Source organism: Escherichia sp. KTE52 (assembly GCF_000408325.1).
GTDB classification, from domain to species: Bacteria; Pseudomonadota; Gammaproteobacteria; order Enterobacterales; family Enterobacteriaceae; genus Escherichia; species Escherichia marmotae.
In genome coordinates this window covers 258,225-278,934 of record NZ_KE138677.1, presented here as the reverse complement: position 1 = coordinate 278,934, position 20,710 = coordinate 258,225, and the positions used below count along the sequence as shown (strand labels likewise).

At 51.5% G+C, this 20,710-nt stretch carries 19 protein-coding genes; 7 read left to right on the top strand and 12 right to left on the bottom strand.

Annotated elements, in window-relative coordinates:
• Window positions 1–26 precede the first annotated feature (26 nt).
• Together ruvA and ruvB are read left to right on the top strand one after the other, a co-directional pair.
• Complete coding sequence (gene ruvA, locus A1SC_RS15760) at window positions 27–638, top strand: Holliday junction branch migration protein RuvA (protein WP_000580346.1); 612 nt, start codon at window positions 27–29, stop codon at window positions 636–638.
• Between the two features lie 8 nt (window positions 639–646).
• On the top strand, window positions 647–1,657 hold the full coding sequence (gene ruvB, locus A1SC_RS15765; RefSeq protein ID WP_000568526.1) for a Holliday junction branch migration DNA helicase RuvB: 1,011 nt from the start codon (window positions 647–649) through the stop codon (window positions 1,655–1,657).
• A gap of 87 nt (window positions 1,658–1,744) precedes the next feature.
• Here the strand turns inward: ruvB and dsbB are convergent, their stop codons facing one another.
• Together dsbB and nhaB are read right to left on the bottom strand one after the other, a co-directional pair.
• Entirely contained in the window at window positions 1,745–2,275 is a 531-nt protein-coding gene (dsbB, locus tag A1SC_RS15770) for a disulfide bond formation protein DsbB (protein WP_016262068.1), read from the bottom strand.
• 145 nt (window positions 2,276–2,420) lie between these two features.
• The gene (gene nhaB / locus A1SC_RS15775) at window positions 2,421–3,962 is read right to left on the bottom strand and encodes a Na(+)/H(+) antiporter NhaB (RefSeq protein WP_001516544.1); all 1,542 of its coding nucleotides are present in this window, start codon (window positions 3,960–3,962) and stop codon (window positions 2,421–2,423) included.
• A gap of 221 nt (window positions 3,963–4,183) precedes the next feature.
• On the opposite strand from nhaB, the gene fadR reads away from it, so the two are divergent.
• Window positions 4,184–4,903 (top strand): fatty acid metabolism transcriptional regulator FadR, encoded by a 720-nt coding sequence (gene fadR, locus A1SC_RS15780; protein ID WP_001516543.1) that lies wholly within the window; start codon window positions 4,184–4,186, stop codon window positions 4,901–4,903.
• Between the two features lie 143 nt (window positions 4,904–5,046).
• Here the strand turns inward: fadR and A1SC_RS15785 are convergent, their stop codons facing one another.
• Complete coding sequence (locus A1SC_RS15785) at window positions 5,047–6,579, bottom strand: SpoVR family protein (RefSeq protein WP_000190867.1); 1,533 nt, start codon at window positions 6,577–6,579, stop codon at window positions 5,047–5,049.
• A gap of 329 nt (window positions 6,580–6,908) precedes the next feature.
• On the opposite strand from A1SC_RS15785, the gene dadA reads away from it, so the two are divergent.
• Together dadA and dadX are read left to right on the top strand one after the other, a co-directional pair.
• Entirely contained in the window at window positions 6,909–8,207 is a 1,299-nt protein-coding gene (gene dadA, locus A1SC_RS15790; RefSeq protein WP_016262067.1) for a D-amino acid dehydrogenase, read from the top strand.
• Between the two features lie 9 nt (window positions 8,208–8,216).
• Window positions 8,217–9,287 (top strand): catabolic alanine racemase DadX, encoded by a 1,071-nt coding sequence (dadX, locus tag A1SC_RS15795; RefSeq protein WP_000197889.1) that lies wholly within the window; start codon window positions 8,217–8,219, stop codon window positions 9,285–9,287.
• Window positions 9,288–9,341: 54 nt separating this feature from the next.
• Here the strand turns inward: dadX and A1SC_RS15800 are convergent, their stop codons facing one another.
• Both A1SC_RS15800 and ldcA read right to left on the bottom strand, forming a co-directional pair.
• Window positions 9,342–11,084 carry a potassium/proton antiporter gene (locus A1SC_RS15800; RefSeq protein WP_000338390.1) on the bottom strand — a complete coding sequence of 581 codons (1,743 nt, stop codon included), beginning with the start codon at window positions 11,082–11,084 and terminating at the stop codon, window positions 9,342–9,344.
• 95 nt (window positions 11,085–11,179) lie between these two features.
• Window positions 11,180–12,094, bottom strand: a complete 915-nt coding sequence (ldcA, locus tag A1SC_RS15805) for a muramoyltetrapeptide carboxypeptidase (RefSeq protein ID WP_000077266.1) — start codon at window positions 12,092–12,094, stop codon at window positions 11,180–11,182.
• Between the two features lie 99 nt (window positions 12,095–12,193).
• On the opposite strand from ldcA, the gene emtA reads away from it, so the two are divergent.
• Window positions 12,194–12,805: a membrane-bound lytic murein transglycosylase EmtA gene (emtA, locus tag A1SC_RS15810; protein WP_001516541.1), complete on the top strand. Its 612-nt coding sequence runs from the start codon at window positions 12,194–12,196 to the stop codon at window positions 12,803–12,805.
• A 1-nt stretch (window position 12,806) separates the two neighbouring features.
• Here emtA and A1SC_RS15815 read toward each other — a convergent pair whose 3' ends face one another.
• On the bottom strand, window positions 12,807–13,541 hold the full coding sequence (locus A1SC_RS15815; RefSeq protein WP_000020127.1) for a flagellar brake protein YcgR: 735 nt from the start codon (window positions 13,539–13,541) through the stop codon (window positions 12,807–12,809).
• A gap of 199 nt (window positions 13,542–13,740) precedes the next feature.
• On the opposite strand from A1SC_RS15815, the gene A1SC_RS15820 reads away from it, so the two are divergent.
• The gene (locus tag A1SC_RS15820) at window positions 13,741–13,995 is read left to right on the top strand and encodes a GlsB/YeaQ/YmgE family stress response membrane protein (RefSeq protein ID WP_016262066.1); all 255 of its coding nucleotides are present in this window, start codon (window positions 13,741–13,743) and stop codon (window positions 13,993–13,995) included.
• 49 nt (window positions 13,996–14,044) lie between these two features.
• Here A1SC_RS15820 and A1SC_RS15825 read toward each other — a convergent pair whose 3' ends face one another.
• Genes A1SC_RS15825 through A1SC_RS15850 form a run of 6 tightly spaced genes read right to left on the bottom strand, consistent with a single transcriptional unit; the run spans window position 14,045 to window position 20,477 of the window.
• Window positions 14,045–16,015: a TonB-dependent receptor plug domain-containing protein gene (locus tag A1SC_RS15825; protein WP_016262065.1), complete on the bottom strand. Its 1,971-nt coding sequence runs from the start codon at window positions 16,013–16,015 to the stop codon at window positions 14,045–14,047.
• 25 nt (window positions 16,016–16,040) lie between these two features.
• Window positions 16,041–16,895: a ModD protein gene (gene modD, locus A1SC_RS15830; RefSeq protein ID WP_016262064.1), complete on the bottom strand. Its 855-nt coding sequence runs from the start codon at window positions 16,893–16,895 to the stop codon at window positions 16,041–16,043.
• Window positions 16,892–17,704: a class I SAM-dependent methyltransferase gene (locus tag A1SC_RS15835; RefSeq protein ID WP_000903986.1), complete on the bottom strand. Its 813-nt coding sequence runs from the start codon at window positions 17,702–17,704 to the stop codon at window positions 16,892–16,894. Before A1SC_RS15835 ends, modD begins: the two co-directional genes overlap by 4 nt.
• A 9-nt stretch (window positions 17,705–17,713) precedes the next feature.
• Entirely contained in the window at window positions 17,714–18,472 is a 759-nt protein-coding gene (locus tag A1SC_RS15840; RefSeq protein WP_016262063.1) for an ABC transporter ATP-binding protein, read from the bottom strand.
• Window positions 18,469–19,455, bottom strand: a complete 987-nt coding sequence (locus tag A1SC_RS15845; RefSeq protein ID WP_016262062.1) for a FecCD family ABC transporter permease — start codon at window positions 19,453–19,455, stop codon at window positions 18,469–18,471. The genes A1SC_RS15840 and A1SC_RS15845 overlap by 4 nt, the downstream gene beginning before the upstream one ends.
• Complete coding sequence (locus tag A1SC_RS15850) at window positions 19,455–20,477, bottom strand: iron ABC transporter substrate-binding protein (protein ID WP_016262061.1); 1,023 nt, start codon at window positions 20,475–20,477, stop codon at window positions 19,455–19,457. Before A1SC_RS15850 ends, A1SC_RS15845 begins: the two co-directional genes overlap by 1 nt.
• Window positions 20,478–20,710: the final 233 nt, after the last annotated feature.

Below are 20,710 nucleotides of genomic sequence, written 5' to 3'. Positions count from 1 at the left end.
TTTGATTCATTACGCAGGAGCGTCATGTGATAGGCAGGCTGAGAGGCATCATTCTGGAAAAACAACCCCCGCTGGTGTTACTTGAAGTGGGCGGCGTAGGCTATGAAGTGCATATGCCGATGACCTGTTTTTATGAACTCCCTGAAGCGGGCCAGGAAACGATAGTCTTCACCCACTTTGTAGTACGTGAAGACGCGCAGTTACTGTACGGTTTTAACAATAAGCAAGAACGCACGCTGTTTAAAGAACTGATTAAAACCAACGGTGTGGGGCCGAAACTGGCACTGGCGATCCTCTCTGGTATGTCAGCGCAGCAGTTTGTTAATGCCGTTGAGCGTGAGGATCCTGCAGCACTGGTGAAATTACCTGGCATAGGTAAAAAAACTGCCGAACGGCTGATTGTTGAAATGAAAGATCGCTTTAAAGGCCTGCACGGCGATCTGTTTACACCGGCTGCCGATCTGGTGTTGACCTCACCGGCAAGCCCGGCAACCGACGATGCCGAGCAGGAAGCGGTTGCTGCGCTGGTGGCGCTGGGCTATAAACCACAAGAAGCCAGCCGCATGGTGAGCAAAATCGCTCGTCCTGATGCCAGCAGTGAAACATTAATTCGCGAAGCCCTGCGCGCCGCGTTATGAGGTAAAGGATGATTGAAGCAGACCGTCTGATTTCTGCCGGTACGACCTTGCCGGAAGATGTGGTAGATCGCGCTATTCGCCCCAAATTACTGGAAGAGTATGTTGGTCAGCCGCAGGTCCGTTCGCAGATGGAGATTTTCATCAAAGCGGCGAAACTGCGCGGCGATGCCCTCGATCATCTATTGATTTTTGGTCCTCCTGGCCTGGGAAAAACCACGTTAGCCAACATCGTTGCCAATGAAATGGGCGTCAATTTACGCACAACGTCTGGTCCGGTACTGGAAAAGGCGGGTGACCTGGCGGCAATGCTGACCAACCTTGAACCGCACGATGTGCTGTTTATTGATGAGATCCATCGTCTCTCGCCAGTCGTGGAAGAGGTGCTGTATCCGGCGATGGAAGATTACCAGTTGGATATTATGATTGGTGAAGGCCCGGCAGCGCGTTCGATAAAAATCGATCTACCACCGTTCACCCTGATTGGCGCGACCACGCGTGCTGGCTCATTGACATCGCCATTGCGTGACCGTTTCGGTATAGTGCAGCGCCTGGAGTTTTACCAGGTGCCTGATCTGCAATATATCGTCAGTCGTAGCGCACGGTTTATGGGGCTTGAGATGAGTGACGATGGCGCACTGGAAGTCGCTCGCCGGGCACGAGGTACGCCACGTATCGCTAATCGTTTGCTGCGTCGTGTGCGTGATTTTGCCGAAGTGAAGCATGATGGCACCATCTCGGCAGATATCGCCGCCCAGGCGTTGGATATGCTTAATGTCGATGCAGAAGGTTTCGATTATATGGATCGCAAGTTATTGCTGGCGGTAATCGATAAATTCTTCGGTGGTCCGGTTGGCCTGGATAACCTGGCTGCAGCCATTGGCGAAGAGCGTGAAACCATTGAGGATGTGCTGGAACCTTATTTGATTCAGCAAGGCTTTTTGCAGCGTACACCGCGCGGGCGTATGGCGACAGTGCGGGCGTGGAACCACTTCGGGATTACACCGCCAGAAATGCCGTAGAGCGGATAAAGCGTTAACGTCGCATCTGGCATTGAATTATTGACAGGATGAATCGAGACAGGCGCTCCCGCAGGAGCGCCTGATTGATTAGCGACCAAACAGGTCACGTTTTTTCGCTTTAAATGGCTGGGAAATCACCACCAGCACTGCGACAATCAGGTAAGCAACAAAAATACCGAGCAACCACTGCGGCATATCCAGACCTAAAAACTCCCACTGACGCTCAGCGCAATCACCAGAGGCGACAAACACTTGTGGCACCCATTTATCCAGCGGCACCCAGTCCGGGAAGCGAACCATGAAATCACAGGTCATAAACGGCGAAGGATAGAGCTGGAGCATGGTGTGTTCGTAAGTTAACTGCACACCACGAAACGCGCTATACAACCAGATAATCATCGCCACATAACGCAGCGGCGTTTTCGGGGCGATAGCGCCAATCAACGCGGCACCCAGAACACCGAATAACGCGCAGCGTTCATAAATACAGAGCACGCAAGGTTTCAATAACATCACATGCTGGAACCACAGCGCCGTCAGTTCCAGTGCCAGAGCGGTAAGCGCCATTAACAACCAAGCACCCCGCCCCTGTGAACATTGGTTCAAAAATCGCAACATAATAATTTCCCTGCAATATGCATCGAATGCGCAGTTTAAACCAATTCATTCGTTGCGCCACCAGGAGGGAGTAAAAATAGGATGTAATTGAACAATTATCGGGCGGAAAGGCAAACCGGGCATGAATATGCCCGGTAAGTTGTTATCAAAGCGTTGCTATCCACCCCATTTGCATAAACCATTCAGTTACAGGGGCAAGAGTAAACTCTACGCAGAGTAGCCCGACGAGGGTCAGTACGAGGGTGTAGGGCAGAGCCATCCATACCATGCGGCCATAAGAAAGACGTATCAATGGCGCGAGAGCGGAGGTTAACAGGAACAAGAACGCAGCTTGTCCGTTCGGCGTGGCGACGGATGGCAGGTTGGTCCCGGTGTTAATGGCGACGGCCAGCAGTTCATATTGCTTCATACTGATAGCGCCGCTCTCCATTGCTGCTTTGGCTTCGTTGATATAAATCGTTCCCACAAAGACGTTATCCGAAATGGAAGACAGCAAACCGTTGAAGATATAGAACAGCGATAGCTGGGCGTGTTCTGATGCCTGCAATACAAACTGGATAATTGGGGAGAACAGTTGTTGGTCGATAATCACCGCAACTACCGAGAAAAAGACCGTCAACAGTGCAGTGAATGGCAGAGATTCGGTGAAGGCTTTGCCGATAGCATGTTCATCAGTGACACCGGTCAGTGATGTAGTCAGAATAATGACAGACAAACCAATCAGGCCGACTTCCGCCAGATGCAACGCCAGCGCGGTGACCAGCCAGACGCCGATAATCGCCTGGACAATCAGGCGAATTTTATCCTGACGTGTACGCTGGTTACGGCTTTGATCGTCAAACTGCTGCAGCACTTCGCGGACTTTCTCCGGCAGCGTTTCACCGTAGCCAAACCAACGCATTTTCTCCACTAACAGGCAGGTTAACAAACCACAAATCAGAACCGGGACGGTTACCGGTGACATGCGCAGGAAGAAATCGCCAAAATGCCAGCCAGCAGCTTTCGCAATAATCAGGTTTTGCGGTTCACCGACCATGGTCATCACACCGCCTAATGCAGTACCGACACCCGCGTGCATCATCAGGCTACGCAGAAAACCACGGAACTGCTCCAGCACCACCTTGTAATGCTTGTCGATATGGCTGTCGTCTTGCAGATCGGTATCTTCGGCACGGGAAGAAGCCACTCGGTGATAAATACCATAAAAACCCACCGCAACGCTGATCACCACGGCCACTACAGTTAAGGCATCCAGGAACGCGGAGAGAAACGCAGCCGCCACACAAAAAGAGAGCGATAACAGCATCTTGGAGCGAATGCTTAACAGCAAGCGGGTAAAGATGAACAGCAATAGCTGTTTCATAAAATAGATACCCGCCACCATAAACATCAGTAGCAGCAAGACTTCAAGATTCGCCGCCACCTCTTCACGGACGTGCTCCGCGCTGGTCATGCCTATGAATACCGCTTCGATAGCCAACAGGCCGCCAGGCAGTAGCGGATAGCATTTGAGCGCCATCGCCAGGGTGAAAATAAATTCCGCTACCAACAGCCAGCCAGCAACAAAAGGGCTGATGAGGAAAATTAACGGGTTAACAATTAAGAAAATAATGAGGGCAAGTTTGTACCAGTCAGGTGACTGGCCCAAAAAATTGCGCCATAACGCGCGGCCCCAGGAGATCTCCATGATGGTTTCCCTTACCTTACAAATAATAAATGATGTTTTTATGTTAGAACACAAAGCTTAACGGCCAGGCAGGAGTGAGGCAAGTCTTGATAGTCAAGCGGAAAGAGATGCGGAAAATGAAGCCCTGATCCCTTTTTTCTTCTTTTTGTCTGCTATCAGCGTAGTTAGCCCTCTGGTATGATGAGTCCAACTTTGTTTTGCTGTGTTATGGAAATCTCACTATGGTCATTAAGGCGCAAAGCCCGGCAGGTTTCGCGGAAGAGTACATTATTGAAAGTATCTGGAATAACCGCTTCCCACCCGGGACTATTTTGCCCGCAGAACGTGAACTTTCAGAATTAATTGGCGTAACGCGTACGACGTTACGTGAAGTGTTGCAGCGACTGGCACGAGATGGCTGGTTGACTATTCAACATGGCAAGCCAACGAAGGTGAATAATTTCTGGGAAACCTCCGGTTTAAATATCCTTGAAACACTGGCGCGACTCGACCACGAAAGTGTGCCGCAACTTATTGATAATTTGCTGTCTGTGCGTACCAATATTTCAACTATTTTTATTCGCACCGCGTTTCGTCAGCACCCTGATAAAGCGCAGGAAGTGCTGGCAACCGCCAATGAAGTGGCCGATCACGCCGATGCTTTTGCTGATCTGGATTACAACATTTTCCGCGGTCTGGCGTTTGCCTCTGGCAACCCGATTTACGGCCTGATCATTAACGGGATGAAAGGGTTGTACACGCGCATTGGTCGTCACTATTTTGCTAATCCGGAAGCGCGCAGTCTGGCGCTGGGTTTCTACCACAAGCTGTCGGCATTGTGCAGTGAAGGCGCGCACGATCAGGTTTACGAAACGGTGCGTCGCTATGGGCATGAGAGTGGCGAGATTTGGCACCGGATGCAGAAGAACTTGCCAGGTGATTTAGCCATTCAGGGGCGATAATCCATCCAGACTGATGACAAACGCGTAATTGCCTGATGCGCTATGCTTATCAGGCCTACGTTGTTCTTGCAATATATTGAATTTTCGATACTTTGTACGCCACATCAGGCAAAAATGAGTCCTCCTCAAATGAGGAGGACTTTTTACAGATTTCCCATTCTTGGCGGGCAACGTTCCAGCAACTCGACGCTGCCATCTTCGTTTTGCTGCTCCAGCGTCACATCAAATCCCCACAAACGATGCACATGTTTCAGCACCTCTTTACGTCCCCGATCCAGCGGAGCGCGGTTATGCGGAATGTAGCGTAGAATCAGCGAACGGTCGCCGCGCAAATCCACGTTCCAGATCTGAATATTCGGCTCCAGATTGCTTAAGTTATATTGCGACGATAATCGGTTACGGATCTCCCGATAACCTTCCTCATTATGAATGGCAGAAATTTCCAGATAATTATGCCGATCATCATCCAGCACGGTGAAGAAGCGGAAATCACGCATTACCTTCGGTGACAGGAATTGACTGATAAAGCTCTCATCTTTGAAATCACGCATCGCGAAATGCAGCGTTTCCAGCCAGTCAGAACCGGCGATATCCGGGAACCAGTATTTGTCTTCTTCCGTTGGTGACTGACAAATCCGCTTAATATCCTGGAACATGGCGAATCCGAGAGCATACGGATTAATGCCGCTGTACCACGGGCTGTTATACGGTGGCTGGAAGACCACATTGGTGTGACTATGCAAGAACTCCAGCATAAAGCGTTCGGTCACTTTCCCTTCATCGTACAGATGGTTAAGGATGGTGTAGTGCCAGAAGGTGGCCCAGCCTTCGTTCATCACCTGAGTCTGTTTTTGCGGATAAAAATACTGGCTCACCTTACGCACAATGCGCAGGATTTCACGCTGCCATGATTCCAGCAGTGGGGCATTTTTCTCCATAAAATAGAGCAGGTTTTCTTGTGGTTCGGAAGGATAGCGGCGCGCTTCGGCAACGGTTTTCTCTTCTTCGCGTTTCGGCAGGGTACGCCAGAGCATATTGACCTGACTTTGCAGATACTCTTCGCGGCTTTTCTGCCGGGCTTTCTCCTCTTGCAGCGAGATTTTTTGCGGGCGTTTGTAACGATCCACTCCGTAGTTCATCAGCGCATGGCACGAGTCCAGCAGCTTTTCTACCTCATCAACGCCATAACGTTCTTCGCACTCGGTAATGTATTTGCGGGCGAAAATCAGGTAATCGACAATCGAACTGGCATCGGTCCAGCTACGGAATAAATAATTGTTTTTGAAGAAAGAGTTATGGCCGTAACAGGCATGCGCCATCACCAGCGCCTGCATGGTAATGGTGTTCTCTTCCATCAGGTAAGCGATACACGGGTTAGAGTTTATGACAATTTCATAGGCCAGCCCTTGTTGGCCATGCTTATACAGGCGCTCAGTTTCGATAAACTTCTTACCAAATGACCAGTGCGGATAGTTAATCGGCATACCGACGCTGGAGTAGGCATCCATCATCTGTTCTGAGGTGATCACTTCAATCTGGTGCGGGTAGGTATCCAGCCGATAGAGTTTCGCCACCCGGTCTATCTCTGCCAGATAAATATCCAGCAGCTCGAACGTCCAGTCGGGTCCATCGCTCAAACGTGTGGTGTCCTTATTCATAGAATCGATCGTCGCCATACGCGCACCTCATTGTTGTCGGTACTCTCTGTGTGGAGGACCTCATTTCAAGCATAGAACACCCGTTAAAAACCGCGTCGCCGGAGAATTTTTTTCTTTGCGATTTCTTATTATCGTAGTGCCAATAATCAGCCTCTGAACGGAATTTTCTGCTGGATAAAAAGCACCTTCAGCAGGAGATACCAAAGACGGCATATTCCCGCAGCGTCAGGGAGATGTGAGCCAGCTCACCATAAAAAAGCCATATGTTGAATAATACTTTCATCTAGGTTATCAAGATGTAATTAGATTATTGTTCTTTTACTGTATCTACCGTTATCGGAGTGGCTATGCGAGTTGTCATACTGGGAAGTGGTGTGGTAGGCGTTGCCAGCGCCTGGTATTTAAATCAGGCAGGACATGAGGTCACCATTATTGATCGGGAACCGGGAGCAGCCCTGGAAACCAGCGCAGCAAATGCCGGGCAAATCTCGCCTGGTTATGCGGCACCGTGGGCGGCGCCAGGTGTGCCGTTGAAGGCGATTAAATGGATGTTTCAGCGCCATGCACCGCTGGCGGTTCGTCTCGACGGTACGCAATTTCAGTTGAAATGGATGTGGCAAATGTTACGTAACTGCGACACCAGCCACTACATGGAAAACAAAGGGCGGATGGTGCGCCTGGCGGAATACAGCCGTGATTGCCTGAAAACATTACGTGCTGAGACTAACATCCAGTATGAAGGGCGGCAGGGCGGGACGCTGCAACTGTTCCGTACCGAACAACAATATGAAAACGCGACTCGCGATATTGCCGTTCTGGAAGATGCTGGTGTGCCGTACAAACTACTGGGATCCAGCCGTCTGGCGGAAGTGGAGCCAGCGCTGGCCGAAGTGGCACACAAACTCACCGGTGGCCTGCAACTGCCCAATGACGAAACCGGCGATTGCCAGCTCTTTACCCAGAATTTAGCGCGAATGGCGGAACAGGCGGGGGTTAAATTCCGCTTTAATACGCCTGTCGATCAACTGCTTTGCGACGGTGAGCAGATCTATGGCGTGAAGTGTGGTGATGAAGTGATTAAGGCCGATGCGTATGTGATGGCATTTGGTTCTTACTCGACAGCGATGCTCAAAGGCATTGCTGATATTCCGGTCTACCCGCTGAAAGGTTACTCGCTGACCATTCCTATTGCACAAGAAGATGGTGCGCCGGTGTCCACTATTCTCGATGAAACCTACAAAATTGCCATTACACGTTTCGATAATCGCATCCGTGTCGGCGGAATGGCGGAAATTGTTGGCTTTAATACTGAACTGCTACAGCCGCGTCGTGAAACGCTGGAGATGGTGGTTCGCGATCTCTATCCGCGCGGCGGTCATGTTGAGCAGGCCACGTTCTGGACGGGGCTACGCCCGATGACGCCAGATGGCACGCCGGTTGTGGGGCGTACACGCTTTAAAAATTTGTGGCTGAATACCGGTCACGGCACGCTCGGCTGGACGATGGCTTGCGGTTCTGGTCAGTTGTTAAGCGATCTGCTCTCTGGTCGCACGCCCGCTATCCCGTATGAGGATTTAAGCGTGGCGCGCTACAGCCGTGGATTTACGCCATCGCGCCCGGGTCATTTACATGGCGCGCACAGCTAAGGACGCGAGATGACCAGACCGATACAGGCCAGCCTCGATCTGCAGGCATTAAAACAGAATCTGACCATTGTTCGCCAGGCCGCGCCGCATGCGCGTGTCTGGTCGGTGGTAAAAGCCAACGCGTATGGTCACGGTGTCGAGCGTATCTGGAGCGCGCTCGGGGCCACCGATGGCTTTGCATTACTTAATCTGGAAGAGGCGATAACGTTACGCGAGCGCGGCTGGAAAGGGCCGATCCTGATGCTGGAGGGATTTTTCCATGCTCAGGATCTGGAAATTTATGACCAGTACCGGCTGACCACCTGTGTACACAGCAACTGGCAGCTCAAAGCGTTGCAAAACGCGCGACTAAAGGCACCGCTGGATATTTATCTTAAAGTGAACAGCGGGATGAATCGGCTGGGCTTCATGCCTGAGCGTATGCTTACCGTCTGGCAGCAATTGCGGGCGATGGCGAATGTTGGCGAAATGACGCTGATGTCGCATTTTGCCGATGCGGAGCATCCTGATGGGATTTCTACGGCGATGGCGCGTATTGAGCGAGCAGCAGAAGGGCTGGAGTGTCGGCGTTCGTTGTCTAACTCGGCGGCAACCCTGTGGCATCCGGAAGCGCATTTTGACTGGGTTCGACCAGGCATTATTTTGTATGGTGCTTCGCCGTCCGGTCAGTGGCGGGATATTGCCAATACTGGATTACGTCCGGTAATGACATTAAGCAGCGAGATTATTGGTATCCAGACACTAAAAGCAGGAGATCGTGTGGGCTATGGCGGTCACTATACCGCGCGCGATGAGCAGCGAATTGGCATTGTCGCCGCCGGATACGCCGATGGTTATCCGCGTCATGCGCCAACCGGTACACCTGTTTTAGTGGACGGAGTACGCACCATGACGATAGGGACAGTCTCGATGGATATGCTGGCGGTTGATTTGACGCCCTGCCCGCAAGCGGGAATTGGTACGCCGGTTGAGCTGTGGGGCAAGGAGATCAAAATTGATGATGTCGCCGCCGCTGCCGGAACGGTAGGCTATGAGTTGATGTGCGCGCTGGCGTTACGCGTGCCAGTTGTGACGGTGTAACTTGCTGTTAGCCGGATAAGACGCACAGCGTCGCATCCGGCGATACAAACTACATCAAATTTTAGATTCGGCTTCGTCCTCTGCCACCCGAACGCCGATCTTCAACACGGCATTATCTTCTTTCTCAGCCACCGTCCAGATCATCCCGGCAAACTCCACCTGGTCACCGACAACCGGTGCCGCGCCTAACAACTGCTGAACAATTTCACCCAGTGTTTGCTGTTTATCGCGATATTCCCGGCCGTCTTCCAGACCATATATCAGCGCCACATCAGCATATTTGGCGCTGGCTTCGAGAATGAAGTCACCAAAGAAGCGTTGATCCAGCGCGACTGGCGGCGACTGGCTGAACAGTTTACCGAGCGCCGGAAGATCGCGCTCCCGACCAATTACACACAGCACATCGCCTTCGCGCAGTCGGGTGCTGCCGGTGGGATGAAGCAACTGGTTATCACGAAACAGTGCCGCAATACGCGTCTCTTTTGGCATATGCAGATCGCGCAGTGCCGCACCCACGCACCATTTATCGGCACTTAACTGATAAACAAACTGCTCCCACGGGTTTTCCGGGTGAATATCCAGGCCAACGCGTGATACAGGACGTCCGACGGGCGGAACCACGACTTTGGCTTTTTTCGCTGCCCACGAGAGTGATGTTCCCTGTAATAGCAGTGAAACCAGCACCACGAAGAAGGCGACGTTAAAGAACAAGCGCGCATTTTCCAGCCCCGCCATCATCGGGAATACTGCCAGAATGATCGGCACCGCGCCGCGTAATCCCACCCAACTGATAAACACCCGTTCGCGCAGATTGAAGCCGCGGAACGGTAATAATCCGGCAAATACCGACAGGGGACGGGCGAAGAAAATCATCCATGCGGACAATATGAGCGCCGGAATGGCAATAGGCAGCAGGTCGCTCGGATTAACCAACAGGCCGAGCACGAGGAACATGGCGATTTGTGCCAGCCAGGCGAGGCCGTCGAAATTTTGCAGAATGCCGTAGCGGTTGCGAATCGGGCGATTACCCAGCAGAAAACCGCACAGATAAACTGCCAGAATACCGCTGCCTTCCAGCGCCGTGGTTAAAGAGAAAATCAGGATACCGCCGCTTAATGCCAGCAATGGATACAAGCCCGCAGGCAGAGCAATGCGGTTAATCATTTGCAGCAGTAAATAACCACCGCCAAGACCGATCACAATTCCCAGCCCAAATTGCTGCAGAATATCGACAACGAACATCCAGCTAATAGTGCTTTCATGATGCTGGATCATCGCAATCAAGGTAATCGTCAGAAAGACGGCCATCGGATCATTGCTGCCGGATTCTATCTCCAGCGTTGAGCCAACACGTTCGTTAAGTCCCTTGCCGCCAAGCAGAGAAAAGACCGCTGCGGCGTCGGTGGAGCCGACAATGGCACCGATTAATAAGCCTTCAATCAAATCAAGATTAAACAACCACGCCGCCATCATGCCGGTTAAACCGGAGGTGATAAGCACGCCGACTGTCGCCAGTGAAAGCGCCGGACCTAATGCAACGCGAAATGAGCTGGCCTGGGTTCGCATCCCGCCGTCGAGCAAAATAATTGCCAGCGCCAGATTACTTACCATGTAGGCAAAAGGATAATTATCAAACGGAATGCCGCCGACGCCATCGACGCCCGCCAACATGCCAATCGCCAGGAAAATAACCAGAATCGGAATGCCAAGGCGGGAAGAAAATGAACTAAGTAAAATACTACTGGTGACAAGGATGGAGCCTAAGATGAAAAGGCTAATGATTGTTGCGGCATCCAACGGTCGGTTACTCCTGATTACGCTGTCTCGTACTATAAACCCTACCATATTCACGGCAGAAACAGCGTTTTACTTGGCCCTGAAGCGTGATTTTTTTACGCTTTCAGAACAGGATGACCGCTTATTGTCATCCGTGTGCCTCTTTTATCGTTATTGAGTATGGCATGTGCGCCCAACGGCAGTGTAACCGTGCGTTGTTCATGACCAAAATCGAGGCCGGTGATGAGTGGGATCGACAGACGAGAGCGCAAGAACGCGTAAACTGACTCCAGGTTGTAACCCGCGTCATAATCATTTGGCGCGCTGCCACTGAAACTACCGAGAATGATCGCGCTCTGACGATGTAAAATACCTGCGTGATAAAGCTGTAACAACATGCGCTCGACGCGGAAAGGATGCTCGTTGATATCCTCCAGCACCAGAATGCCGTTCTCGATTTGCGGCATCCAGGGCGTACCAATCAGCGAAATCAACATCGCGAGGTTGCCTCCCCACAACGTGCCTTCGCTCTGACACGCCGGGCCTTCCCCTTGCCATTCAATGGCGAACGTTTCATTACGTAACGCCAGCCAGAAATGGTGCTCGGTAAAGGCGTTCAACTCATCCGCGCCAAAATTCGCCACCAGCATCGGTCCGCTAAAGGTGATGACATTGCCTTGCGCCAGAAGAGCGCACTGAATGGCCGTAAAATCGCTATGCCCGCAGATGAGCAACGGATCATGTTGTTGGCGAGTTACCAGTGCCTGCCAGTCAATGTCTGCCAGTAAGCGACTGGCACCGTAACCGCCGCGTACTGCCAGTACGATAGTGTTGGGTGACGTCAGCCTGGCAAGGGCATTGATATCCTCCAGTCGCTCCGTTTCCGTACCAGCAAAACGCTCACAGCGTCGGGCAATGACCTCTACGTTATTGACCTGATGACCTGCATCCGTCAGGCGTTGAATACCGCGCTGCGCGGCGTGCTGATTAATGCAGTAACCCGACGGGGCGATTAAGTGAAACTGAGACATGGCAATTCCTTGCTGACAACAGAAACGAATTGTATATCATGCCGCTTAGGTGTGCTGTTGTCACCTCAACGGCGATTCCAGGCTATAAGGATAGATGAAGTGAAATTGAGATGGTTTGCCTTTTTGATTGTGTTATTAGCGGGTTGTTCATCTAAGCATGACTACACGAACCCGCCGTGGAACGCGAAAGTTCCGGTACAACGTGCAATGAAGTGGATGCCAATAAGCCAGAAGGCCGGTGCGGCCTGGGGTGTCGATCCACAATTGATCACGGCGATTATCGCTATTGAATCGGGCGGTAACCCAAACGCGGTCAGTAAGTCGAATGCGATTGGTCTGATGCAGTTGAAAGCCTCAACGTCCGGACGTGATGTTTATCGCCGCATGGGGTGGAGTGGCGAACCGACAACCAGCGAACTGAAAAACCCGGAGCGCAATATCTCAATGGGGGCGGCTTACCTGAATATTCTGGAAACCGGCCCGCTGGCAGGAATTGAAGATCCGAAGGTACTGCAATATGCACTGGTGGTGTCATACGCCAACGGAGCTGGCGCGCTGTTACGGACTTTCTCATCAGATCGGAAAAAGGCGATCAGTAAAATCAACGATCTGGACGCTGACGAGTTCCTCGAGCATGTAGCGAAAAATCACCCCGCACCGCAGGCACCGCGCTATATCTACAAACTCGAGCAGGCACTGGATGCGATGTAACTCAGTCGCGTATTTTGTCCGCTTTCTCCCGGGCTTCCCGTTCGAGTGAGAAAATAATTCGCTGTAATTGCCGCTCCACCGTCGGGCCGACGTTAAGAAAACGAAAGCTCAGACGGGGAGTGGAGATGGTTTCATTTTTGCCATCAATCAATTTGCGTTCGCTGATAGCCAGTAACTGGGCGTCAAAGTGAAAAACTCCCCATTGTCCCATGTTGACCTCAATCTGTGCGAAGCGCATGCCTTCGTGCAACCCGGCTGGTTTTTCCGTTTCCAGCAATGCGCCCATGCCACCTAACGATAAATCATACAGGCGAAAACGTAACGTACTGTTATCTGCCAGTTTGGTCTGGCAATAATAAGGCGGATGAAGTGGGGCGGAGATGCGAAAATATCGGCGTCGTTGTACAAACCATAAGGCGGGAGGGAGTGTGGTGATGAACGCAGGAAGCTGCAAATACTCACTTTGCTGTAATTGTTCAACAGTAAACTCGACTTTCGCCCCCTGAGTTTCGGCGGTAATAGTAATGTGCTGCGCTTTAAGCGCTGCATTATTGTCTTCTGGTTGACTGCCGTGATCCAGCACCAGTTTATCAGGGCTTATTGCCAGTATTTTGCTGATCAACTGACCGCCTGACCAACTGATACGCAAGGGAACAGCGGCTTTGTGCAAATCGCGTAAAATGCCCAGGACTGCTAACGGATTTTGTTTCAGGAACTGCTCATGGTAATGACTCACGCGGAAAAACTCCTGACCGACAAACTGTCTTTGGTTTATCGGTAGTGATTAACAAAACTTAATACAAATGCGTGAATATTTTTTACACGTTGATCTTAAATCAACCGACAGACGCCAGCATCGATCCAGCCCTTGCCTATACTTAGAGCGTTGACGTAAACATTTTCTGCGTCCGATTCATCGAAACGAGGGCCTGAACATGGGAATTATTGCCTGGATTATTTTTGGCCTGATAGCCGGCATTATCGCCAAGCTGATCATGCCAGGGCGTGATGGTGGTGGATTTTTCATGACCTGTATTCTCGGGATAGTCGGTGCGGTTGTCGGCGGCTGGCTGGCGACCATGTTTGGCATTGGCGGTTCCATCAGCGGTTTTAATTTGCACAGCTTCCTGGTGGCGGTGGTCGGCGCTATCCTGGTTCTGGGGGTATTTCGCCTTCTGCGAAGAGAATAAGATTTTCATAAGGCGGATAGCGGTGCTGACGCCGCTATCCGCTTTCAAATCAGAACGTATACTCCACACCTGCCCAGAAATTACGCCCTTCTTCAATAAACCCTTCGCTGTAGGCATATTTCGTATCAAACAGGTTATTGACGGACGCATTGACGCTGAAGCCATGACCTAAGGCGTAATCGGCACGAATGTGGGTCACCGCAAAACCGGCGGCTTTTTGTGAACCGTCGCTGTTGCTGTAACTGGAAGAACGCGCCTCTTCCGACAGCGTTACGCTTAACGGCTCCCACGGTTTGAGTGTCATCCATGCAGTCATTGTCTGTGTCGGCAGATCGGTTATCTTGCCGATATCTTTGCGTTTGGCATCGGCATGAATCAGAGCGTAGCTCAATCCTACATCCAGTACATTGCTGATTTTCCCCTTAATACCGGCATCCAGGCCACTGTAATCTACCGTGCCGCTGTTCTGGTTTTGAATGGTATCGGCATCGATATTGTGTGAAAGGATGGCGTCACTTACCCGGTTATAGTAAACGCTGACTTCAAATCCCCAGGCGCGGGTGAAAGCGCCATTCCAGGTTAAATCCACTCCGCGAGCGCGTTCTGGCTTAAGTTGTGGATTAACAATGGCTATCTGGTTATACGCCGGTTTGGACGTGGTATAGCGTTCTTTCAGTGTCGGGAAGCGCGTGCGGTCATAGTATGAAAGCGCCAGCGTGTCTTCATTGGCAAAGTGGTATTTCCCCATCACCTGCCAGTTAAAAGCTGACTGATTGTTGTCGTCATAATGGGTGATGCTGCCATCTTTTTCGTGTTTTTTCGCTTCTACGCTATCACGCCAGTCATAGCTGATCCCGGCCACAACATCCAAATTATCAGCAGCAGCCCATTGATATTCACTGGCGAGCGACCAGGTACGATCTTCATAGCGATCGTAAGCGGCGTGAGGTGCACCTTTTTCCCGGTGTACGTCATCCTTCCAGTTAACGGCAAACGACAGCAGATCGTTTTCACGTACATCGGCCGCCAGTTGTAATCCGGCACCATCGCTGTAATCGGAATAGTGACTATAGCTACCGTTTTTACTTTTCAGATCGGCCAGCGAGTTGTACATCATGAGCGTATTTTCAAAGGTGTCGCGATACAGCCGGCTTTTCAGGGTAAAACGGTCGTTTAGCTGTGTGGTTCCCTGATAGTAAAAACTTTCTTTGTCATACTCCGGCCACTGCCAGTAGCGTGACTTTTGGCCACTGTTTCCGCTGTATGGCGGGTTGTCTTTTTCGCCATCCTGCTTAATGTAAGTCAGCGTGTATTCATCGTTTTCACGCGGTGTAAAACCGAGCTTCACAATGCCGCGTTTGTCATCGGCAGATGAGTTAATCATCTTGCCGTGCTTGCCTGCAATATCATTATTAACACCGTGTGGCAGGCCGAGAAAATCCTGTTTTAGCTGGCTGCCGCTGACTTGCAAGTATCCCAGATCGCTGCTGGCGGCAAATGAAGCGTGCATATCGTAGGCGTTGTCCTGACTACGGCTCCATCCCTGACGATATCCCAGACTCGCTTCCAGCGGTTTGGTCGGTTTCTGAGTGATGATGTTTATGGAACCCCCCATCTGATTAGGCCCCTGTAGCAGTGAGGAATACCCTTTGGAAACTTCGACCGTGCCCAGATTGTTGGTTAAAATCCGCGCCAGATCGAGGTTACCATCATAGGGAACATAAATGGGGACGCCGTCGAAATAGACCGGCACCTGACGGCTATCAAAACCACGAACTTTGACCTGTTCTTCGTTGCGGCTGCCTGATTTTTGCAGCACCACGCCGGGAACGACACTTAATGCCTGAGCAACATTTTGTTTATCCAACGCCTTTATGGTGGGTTGATCGAGAATGGTGGTCGTCGTCGATGATACAGGGCTGGACCATACAGTCAGTGTATCGCTCTCTTGAGCTGCTACGGCCTGCTGGGCAAGTGCAATTGATAATGCTGTGCAGAGATAATGTTTTTTGAATCTCATAAAATAAATTCCGTTTAATAAAGAATTAAAAAGAGGCTTTGGGTTTCAGACTGACTTTGATATCAGCCGGTGCCGCGTAATAAGGCGCGGAGGTAATAAACAGTCGGATGCCACAATCGAGGTAATTTTTGAGAGTTGTCAGATTAATTCCACCCGTCAGAGCCAGCGTGCAGTGAGGAGCCAGTGACGGTGCTTTTTGCGCAATTTCCGTTGCCTGCTGCGGACTAAATTTGTCGAGCTGAAGTACGTCTGGTTGCGCGCGTAACGCGGCAATTGCCTCTTCAGGCGTATCGGCTTCAACAACGATTTTCTTCTCCGGTGCGTGGCGACGTAACTGAGCGATTGCGCCCGACCAGTCCTGCTTGTCGGCAAGAAAATGACGGTGGTTGGCAAACAATAATATGGTCTCCGCACATCCGGCACGGTGAATCAATCCCCCTGCGGCCAGAATTGCCTGCGCTGCCAGTAAACGGGTGCCGGGGATCGCTTTTCTGGTGCAGGCAATATTGCCATCGGAATAACGTTCGCGAAGCAGCATCAACATTTGAGCGAGATAATCAGACACGCCGCAACTCCACTCCAGCACGTTCTGGACTGCTTTCCACCCCTGATGAAGTGCAGCGGCATTGCCATGTGCCCGGATTAGACGCTGACCCGGGTTCGCTAGTGAACCGTCGCTGACAGCATCATCGATGGTTAATCCCAGCGTGGTTAACATCTTGCAAGCCACCGCCACGCCACTGACGCAGCCGCCCTTGCGGTGAAAAAAATCAATAACACCAGGCTGTTCACCGATGCCTAATGCGCGTGTGGTCAGGTCACCGCCCTGGATATCCTCCAGAAGTAACGCATCGATTTGTGCCTGAGAAATGAAAATCATCGCAGTGCCTCCTGTGGCACGCTGTCCCACCAGATGAGTGCCCAGTCGCGGCTGGCAGGGGCGAGGGCGCGAGCATCCTGTTGTTGATACCAGCGATATAACCGTTCGCGTTCATCGTCGTTAAGCGTGCCGAGACTCCAACTGACGTTCTGCTCAAAACGTTCCCAGGTACTGTTATCCTGTTGGCAATTTTGTCCACGGATAAAATCAACGTGAGCATAAATTCCCATCTGATACAGCACGTTAAGTGCAAAGATATAGTTGGGTAATTCGATCACTTCCCGACCTGCCGCCCGCTGGATGGCAGGGGAGACGAACGAGGTACTGACAAGATGGGTGGTATAGACGCGTAACCGTGCCTGATTATTCAGTTTGGTCATCGCCTGGCGCATGTCAGCCACCAGCGTGGATCGGGAAGCCACGGCAATATCGCAGCGTGGCAGGTCACTCCAGTCCTCTTCCCAGGCGCGTTGGATCCAGTGGACATTGTCGGCCTTCATCGCGGCGGCGCGACGGGCGGCAACGTTCAGCATCCCCTGACTGTAATCAACGCCATAAACGGTAGTGACTTTATCAGCCAGTGCCAGTGACACAGTGCCCGGTCCACAGCCCATATCGAATAAGGAATTTGCGCCCTGCAGGTCAATTTTAGCGATCAGTTGTTGCAGATAGCTGTCCGTTGGCGAGGCGCAATTCTCGGCCATTTTTTCCGCCCGTTGATCCCAGTGATCTGGCGTTTTTTCTGTTCGGTGAGCCAGCTTTAATTGCTGAAGATAAAGGTCTGCAAAATCAATATCATCAATGAGCATGATTGTTCCTTAGCGTTTAATGGCAGAGAGGTGATGATGAATCTGGGCGGCGGAAACCCGATACAGGGCTGCCAGTTTGTCCATTGTCAGTTGTTCAGCCGGTAAGCCTTGTGTTACGCGTCCATCTGGCTCAACCCGGATAACGCTGTCGGCAATGGCGTTAGCATGTAGCGGATGATGGGTCGACATCAGCATCGTCATTCCGTTATTTTTTAGCTGCGCCAGGGTGTCCAGCAGTTGGATCTGATGACCAAAATCGAGGCTGGAGGCAGGTTCATCCAGTAACAACAAGCGTGGTTGCTGAAGCAGGGCGCGGGCGATTAATGCCATCTGGCGTTCACCGCCGCTAAGGGTATTCCAGCGCCTTGTCGCCAGATGCGAAATACCCAGCCTTTCCAGTTGCTCTGTGGCTTTCAGGCGTTCTTGCTTACCGGGGACGGAAAACGTCCCCATTATTGGAGTCAGTCCCATTAACACCATGTCCAGTACACTGAAAGCAAAAACACCGTCGTGCGCTTGCGGCACCCAGGCAATAGCTTGCGCGCGCTGGTGATGGCTAAGTTTCTGAACAGGTACGCCATCCAGCAAAATCTCGCCACCTGACAATGGAATCACGCCAAGAATGGTGCGCATCAGCGTAGTTTTACCGCAGCCATTGGCTCCCAGCAGGCAACAAATTGATCCCTGAGACAGGTTGAAGGAAACGTCGTGTAGCACCGGATGGCGGGAGTAACCCAGAGAAGCATGACGGACGGCAAGCAAAGTCACTGGCGACCTCCGCGTAACAACAACAGCAGAAAAAATGGTGCACCAACAAAAGCGGTCAGAATGCCGAGCGGGATTTCTGTTGTCCCAATGCTTCGCGCCAGTGTGTCGGTGAGCAGAAGCAGAATGGCACCTGTAGACATCGCCACAGGCAATAGTTGCTGATGGTTGTGACCAGTCAACAAGCGGGCAATATGTGGGACGACGAGGCCGATCCAACCAATAATTCCTGCTATTGCCACTGTGCTGGCGGTGATTAGCGTGGCGCAGATAATCAACCCTAACCTCAGGCGCGCAACATTCAGCCCCAGCGAGCTGGCTTCATCGTCGGAAAGTGTGAGTAAATTCATGCGCCAGCGGAGGAAAAACAGGGGCAGGGAGCCAATTAGAATGATCGGCGCAGCGTAGTAAAGATCACGCAAGGTTACGGTGGACAGCCCTCCCAGCAACCAGAAGGTTATTGAAGGTAACTGGGTGTAGGGATCGGCCAGAGTTTTTATTAGCGAAATACCGGCTCCGCATAGCGTACCCAGCGCAATACCGACCAGTACCAGAGTTAAGACCGGATCGTGGCGGGTAACCCGGCGTGTAATCAACCAGACACCCGCGACGACCAACAGTCCGCCGCAAAACGCGTACAGTTGGATGTAAACAATCGATAATCCCCACAGGATTGCCGCGCAGGCTCCGAGTCCGGCACCCGTGGAGACACCCAGAATATCTGGTGAAACTAAGGGATTACGGAACATACCCTGATAGGTGGTTCCCGCCCCCGCCAGCGCAGCGCCCAGTAACAGCGCAGCAAGAATGCGCGGTACGCGGATTTGCCAGAAGACAATGTGTTCCTGCACTGGGACATCTTCTTGACGAAGAATGAGCGCCAGCAACTGCTGCATATCGAGGTGATAAGCCCCACTTACGGCAGCAAAAGTGATGCTGATGGCTGCCAGCAGCAAAAGCAAAATAAACCCGTTCACTGTTCTCATTAGCTCGCCACCATTTTTTGATAGTCGGCGTCACTTAATGTGCTATGCCAGAACAGTTGGGCGTAACGCTGCATATCATCTTTAAACTGGCTGTTGACTACGGGATCGAGCCAGGCATGCAATCGGCGTAACCCCAAAAGGCGATTGATTCCTGGTGGGGCATCCAGCCAGCCAAAGGGCAAACCAGTTAAAAATAAGATGCGTCGTTCCGCGACAGCTTTTACCCCCTGCCAGAGCGTGTCGTTACGGATAAAGTCAGCAGTGACGGGATCCTGAACCAGAATAATATCCGGCTGCCAGCGCAGCAGGTTTTCCATGGATACTTGCGCCAGCCCATGACGATCGGCAATTTGTGCAACATTGTGCAGACCTAATAATTCTGCCGCCTCAGTATGCAACGAACCTTGTAAACCTGTTTCCAGCCCCCGGGCACCACGCGCGGCATAAAAGCGAATGTTGGCAGCGGGCGAGGCGGCGAACGCCTGAGCTTCACGAACGAAACGGTTGGCGAGACTGGCTTGTTCTGCGGCGCGGTTTTCTTCGCCTAACGTTTTGCCCAGCGTTGTTAACTGTTCTGCGGATTGCTCCAGTTTCCCGTTAAGCAATAACCAGGGGATTTGTGTCTGCTCGCTAACCTGCCAGGCCTGGGAGATCCAGGTGTCATCTGTATTGCCGCAATCAACGACCAGATCGGGCTGCAATGCCATCAGCCCTTCCATCGAGAGCGAACTGGCGCGCCCGGCAAGCCGCCCAAGTTTAGGTAAATGGCGAATCGCCGGGGGTAATGGAATAGCCGCTTCGCGGGCAAAGTCAAAGGAAGAAAAACCGACCAGTTTTTCCGGAGCGACAGCCAGCAAAAGCAGATCCGCAGGCGCACCAGCGCTGACTATGCGCGTAATCTTTTTTGCGTCGGGGAGCATCGGTGAGGCCCAGAATTTAACGGGTTGTGCAAAGGACGGCAAATGATACAGGAGCAGGGTGGATGCAAGAGCCTGCGTAAACATCCGTCTGGTTAGTGGCATGAGTAATATCCTGACAATCAAAACCGCTATATATTTAGATATATATCGATAAAGATCATGTTTGATATCAAGATTTATTTAAAGAAACAGATTGGTCTGCTTATTTGCTAAACAGCATTTTGTTTAACAAGAAAAATTATCAGGGAGAATGGGAGACAGACAAAAATATAAATAGAATCGTAATGATTAATAAATTGATAATGCAAGATTTAACGCTTGCTCTGATATAAGGC

Bases quoted from the DNA above. Each gene is read 5' to 3' on its own strand.
- dsbB (WP_016262068.1), bottom strand. From the start codon at position 2,275: ATGTTGCGATTTTTGAACCAATGTTCACAGGGGCGGGGTGCTTGGTTG.
- nhaB (WP_001516544.1), bottom strand. From the start codon at position 3,962: ATGGAGATCTCCTGGGGCCGCGCGTTATGGCGCAATTTTTTGGGCCAG.
- A1SC_RS15785 (WP_000190867.1), bottom strand. From the start codon at position 6,579: ATGGCGACGATCGATTCTATGAATAAGGACACCACACGTTTGAGCGAT.
- modD (WP_016262064.1), bottom strand. From the start codon at position 16,895: ATGATTTTCATTTCTCAGGCACAAATCGATGCGTTACTTCTGGAGGAT.
- A1SC_RS15845 (WP_016262062.1), bottom strand. From the start codon at position 19,455: ATGAGAACAGTGAACGGGTTTATTTTGCTTTTGCTGCTGGCAGCCATC.
- ruvB (WP_000568526.1), top strand. From the start codon at position 647: ATGATTGAAGCAGACCGTCTGATTTCTGCCGGTACGACCTTGCCGGAA.
- ldcA (WP_000077266.1), bottom strand. From the start codon at position 12,094: ATGTCTCAGTTTCACTTAATCGCCCCGTCGGGTTACTGCATTAATCAG.
- dadA (WP_016262067.1), top strand. From the start codon at position 6,909: ATGCGAGTTGTCATACTGGGAAGTGGTGTGGTAGGCGTTGCCAGCGCC.
- fadR (WP_001516543.1), top strand. From the start codon at position 4,184: ATGGTCATTAAGGCGCAAAGCCCGGCAGGTTTCGCGGAAGAGTACATT.
- A1SC_RS15835 (WP_000903986.1), bottom strand. From the start codon at position 17,704: ATGCTCATTGATGATATTGATTTTGCAGACCTTTATCTTCAGCAATTA.
- A1SC_RS15825 (WP_016262065.1), bottom strand. From the start codon at position 16,015: ATGAGATTCAAAAAACATTATCTCTGCACAGCATTATCAATTGCACTT.
- A1SC_RS15820 (WP_016262066.1), top strand. From the start codon at position 13,741: ATGGGAATTATTGCCTGGATTATTTTTGGCCTGATAGCCGGCATTATC.
- dadX (WP_000197889.1), top strand. From the start codon at position 8,217: ATGACCAGACCGATACAGGCCAGCCTCGATCTGCAGGCATTAAAACAG.
- A1SC_RS15850 (WP_016262061.1), bottom strand. From the start codon at position 20,477: ATGCCACTAACCAGACGGATGTTTACGCAGGCTCTTGCATCCACCCTG.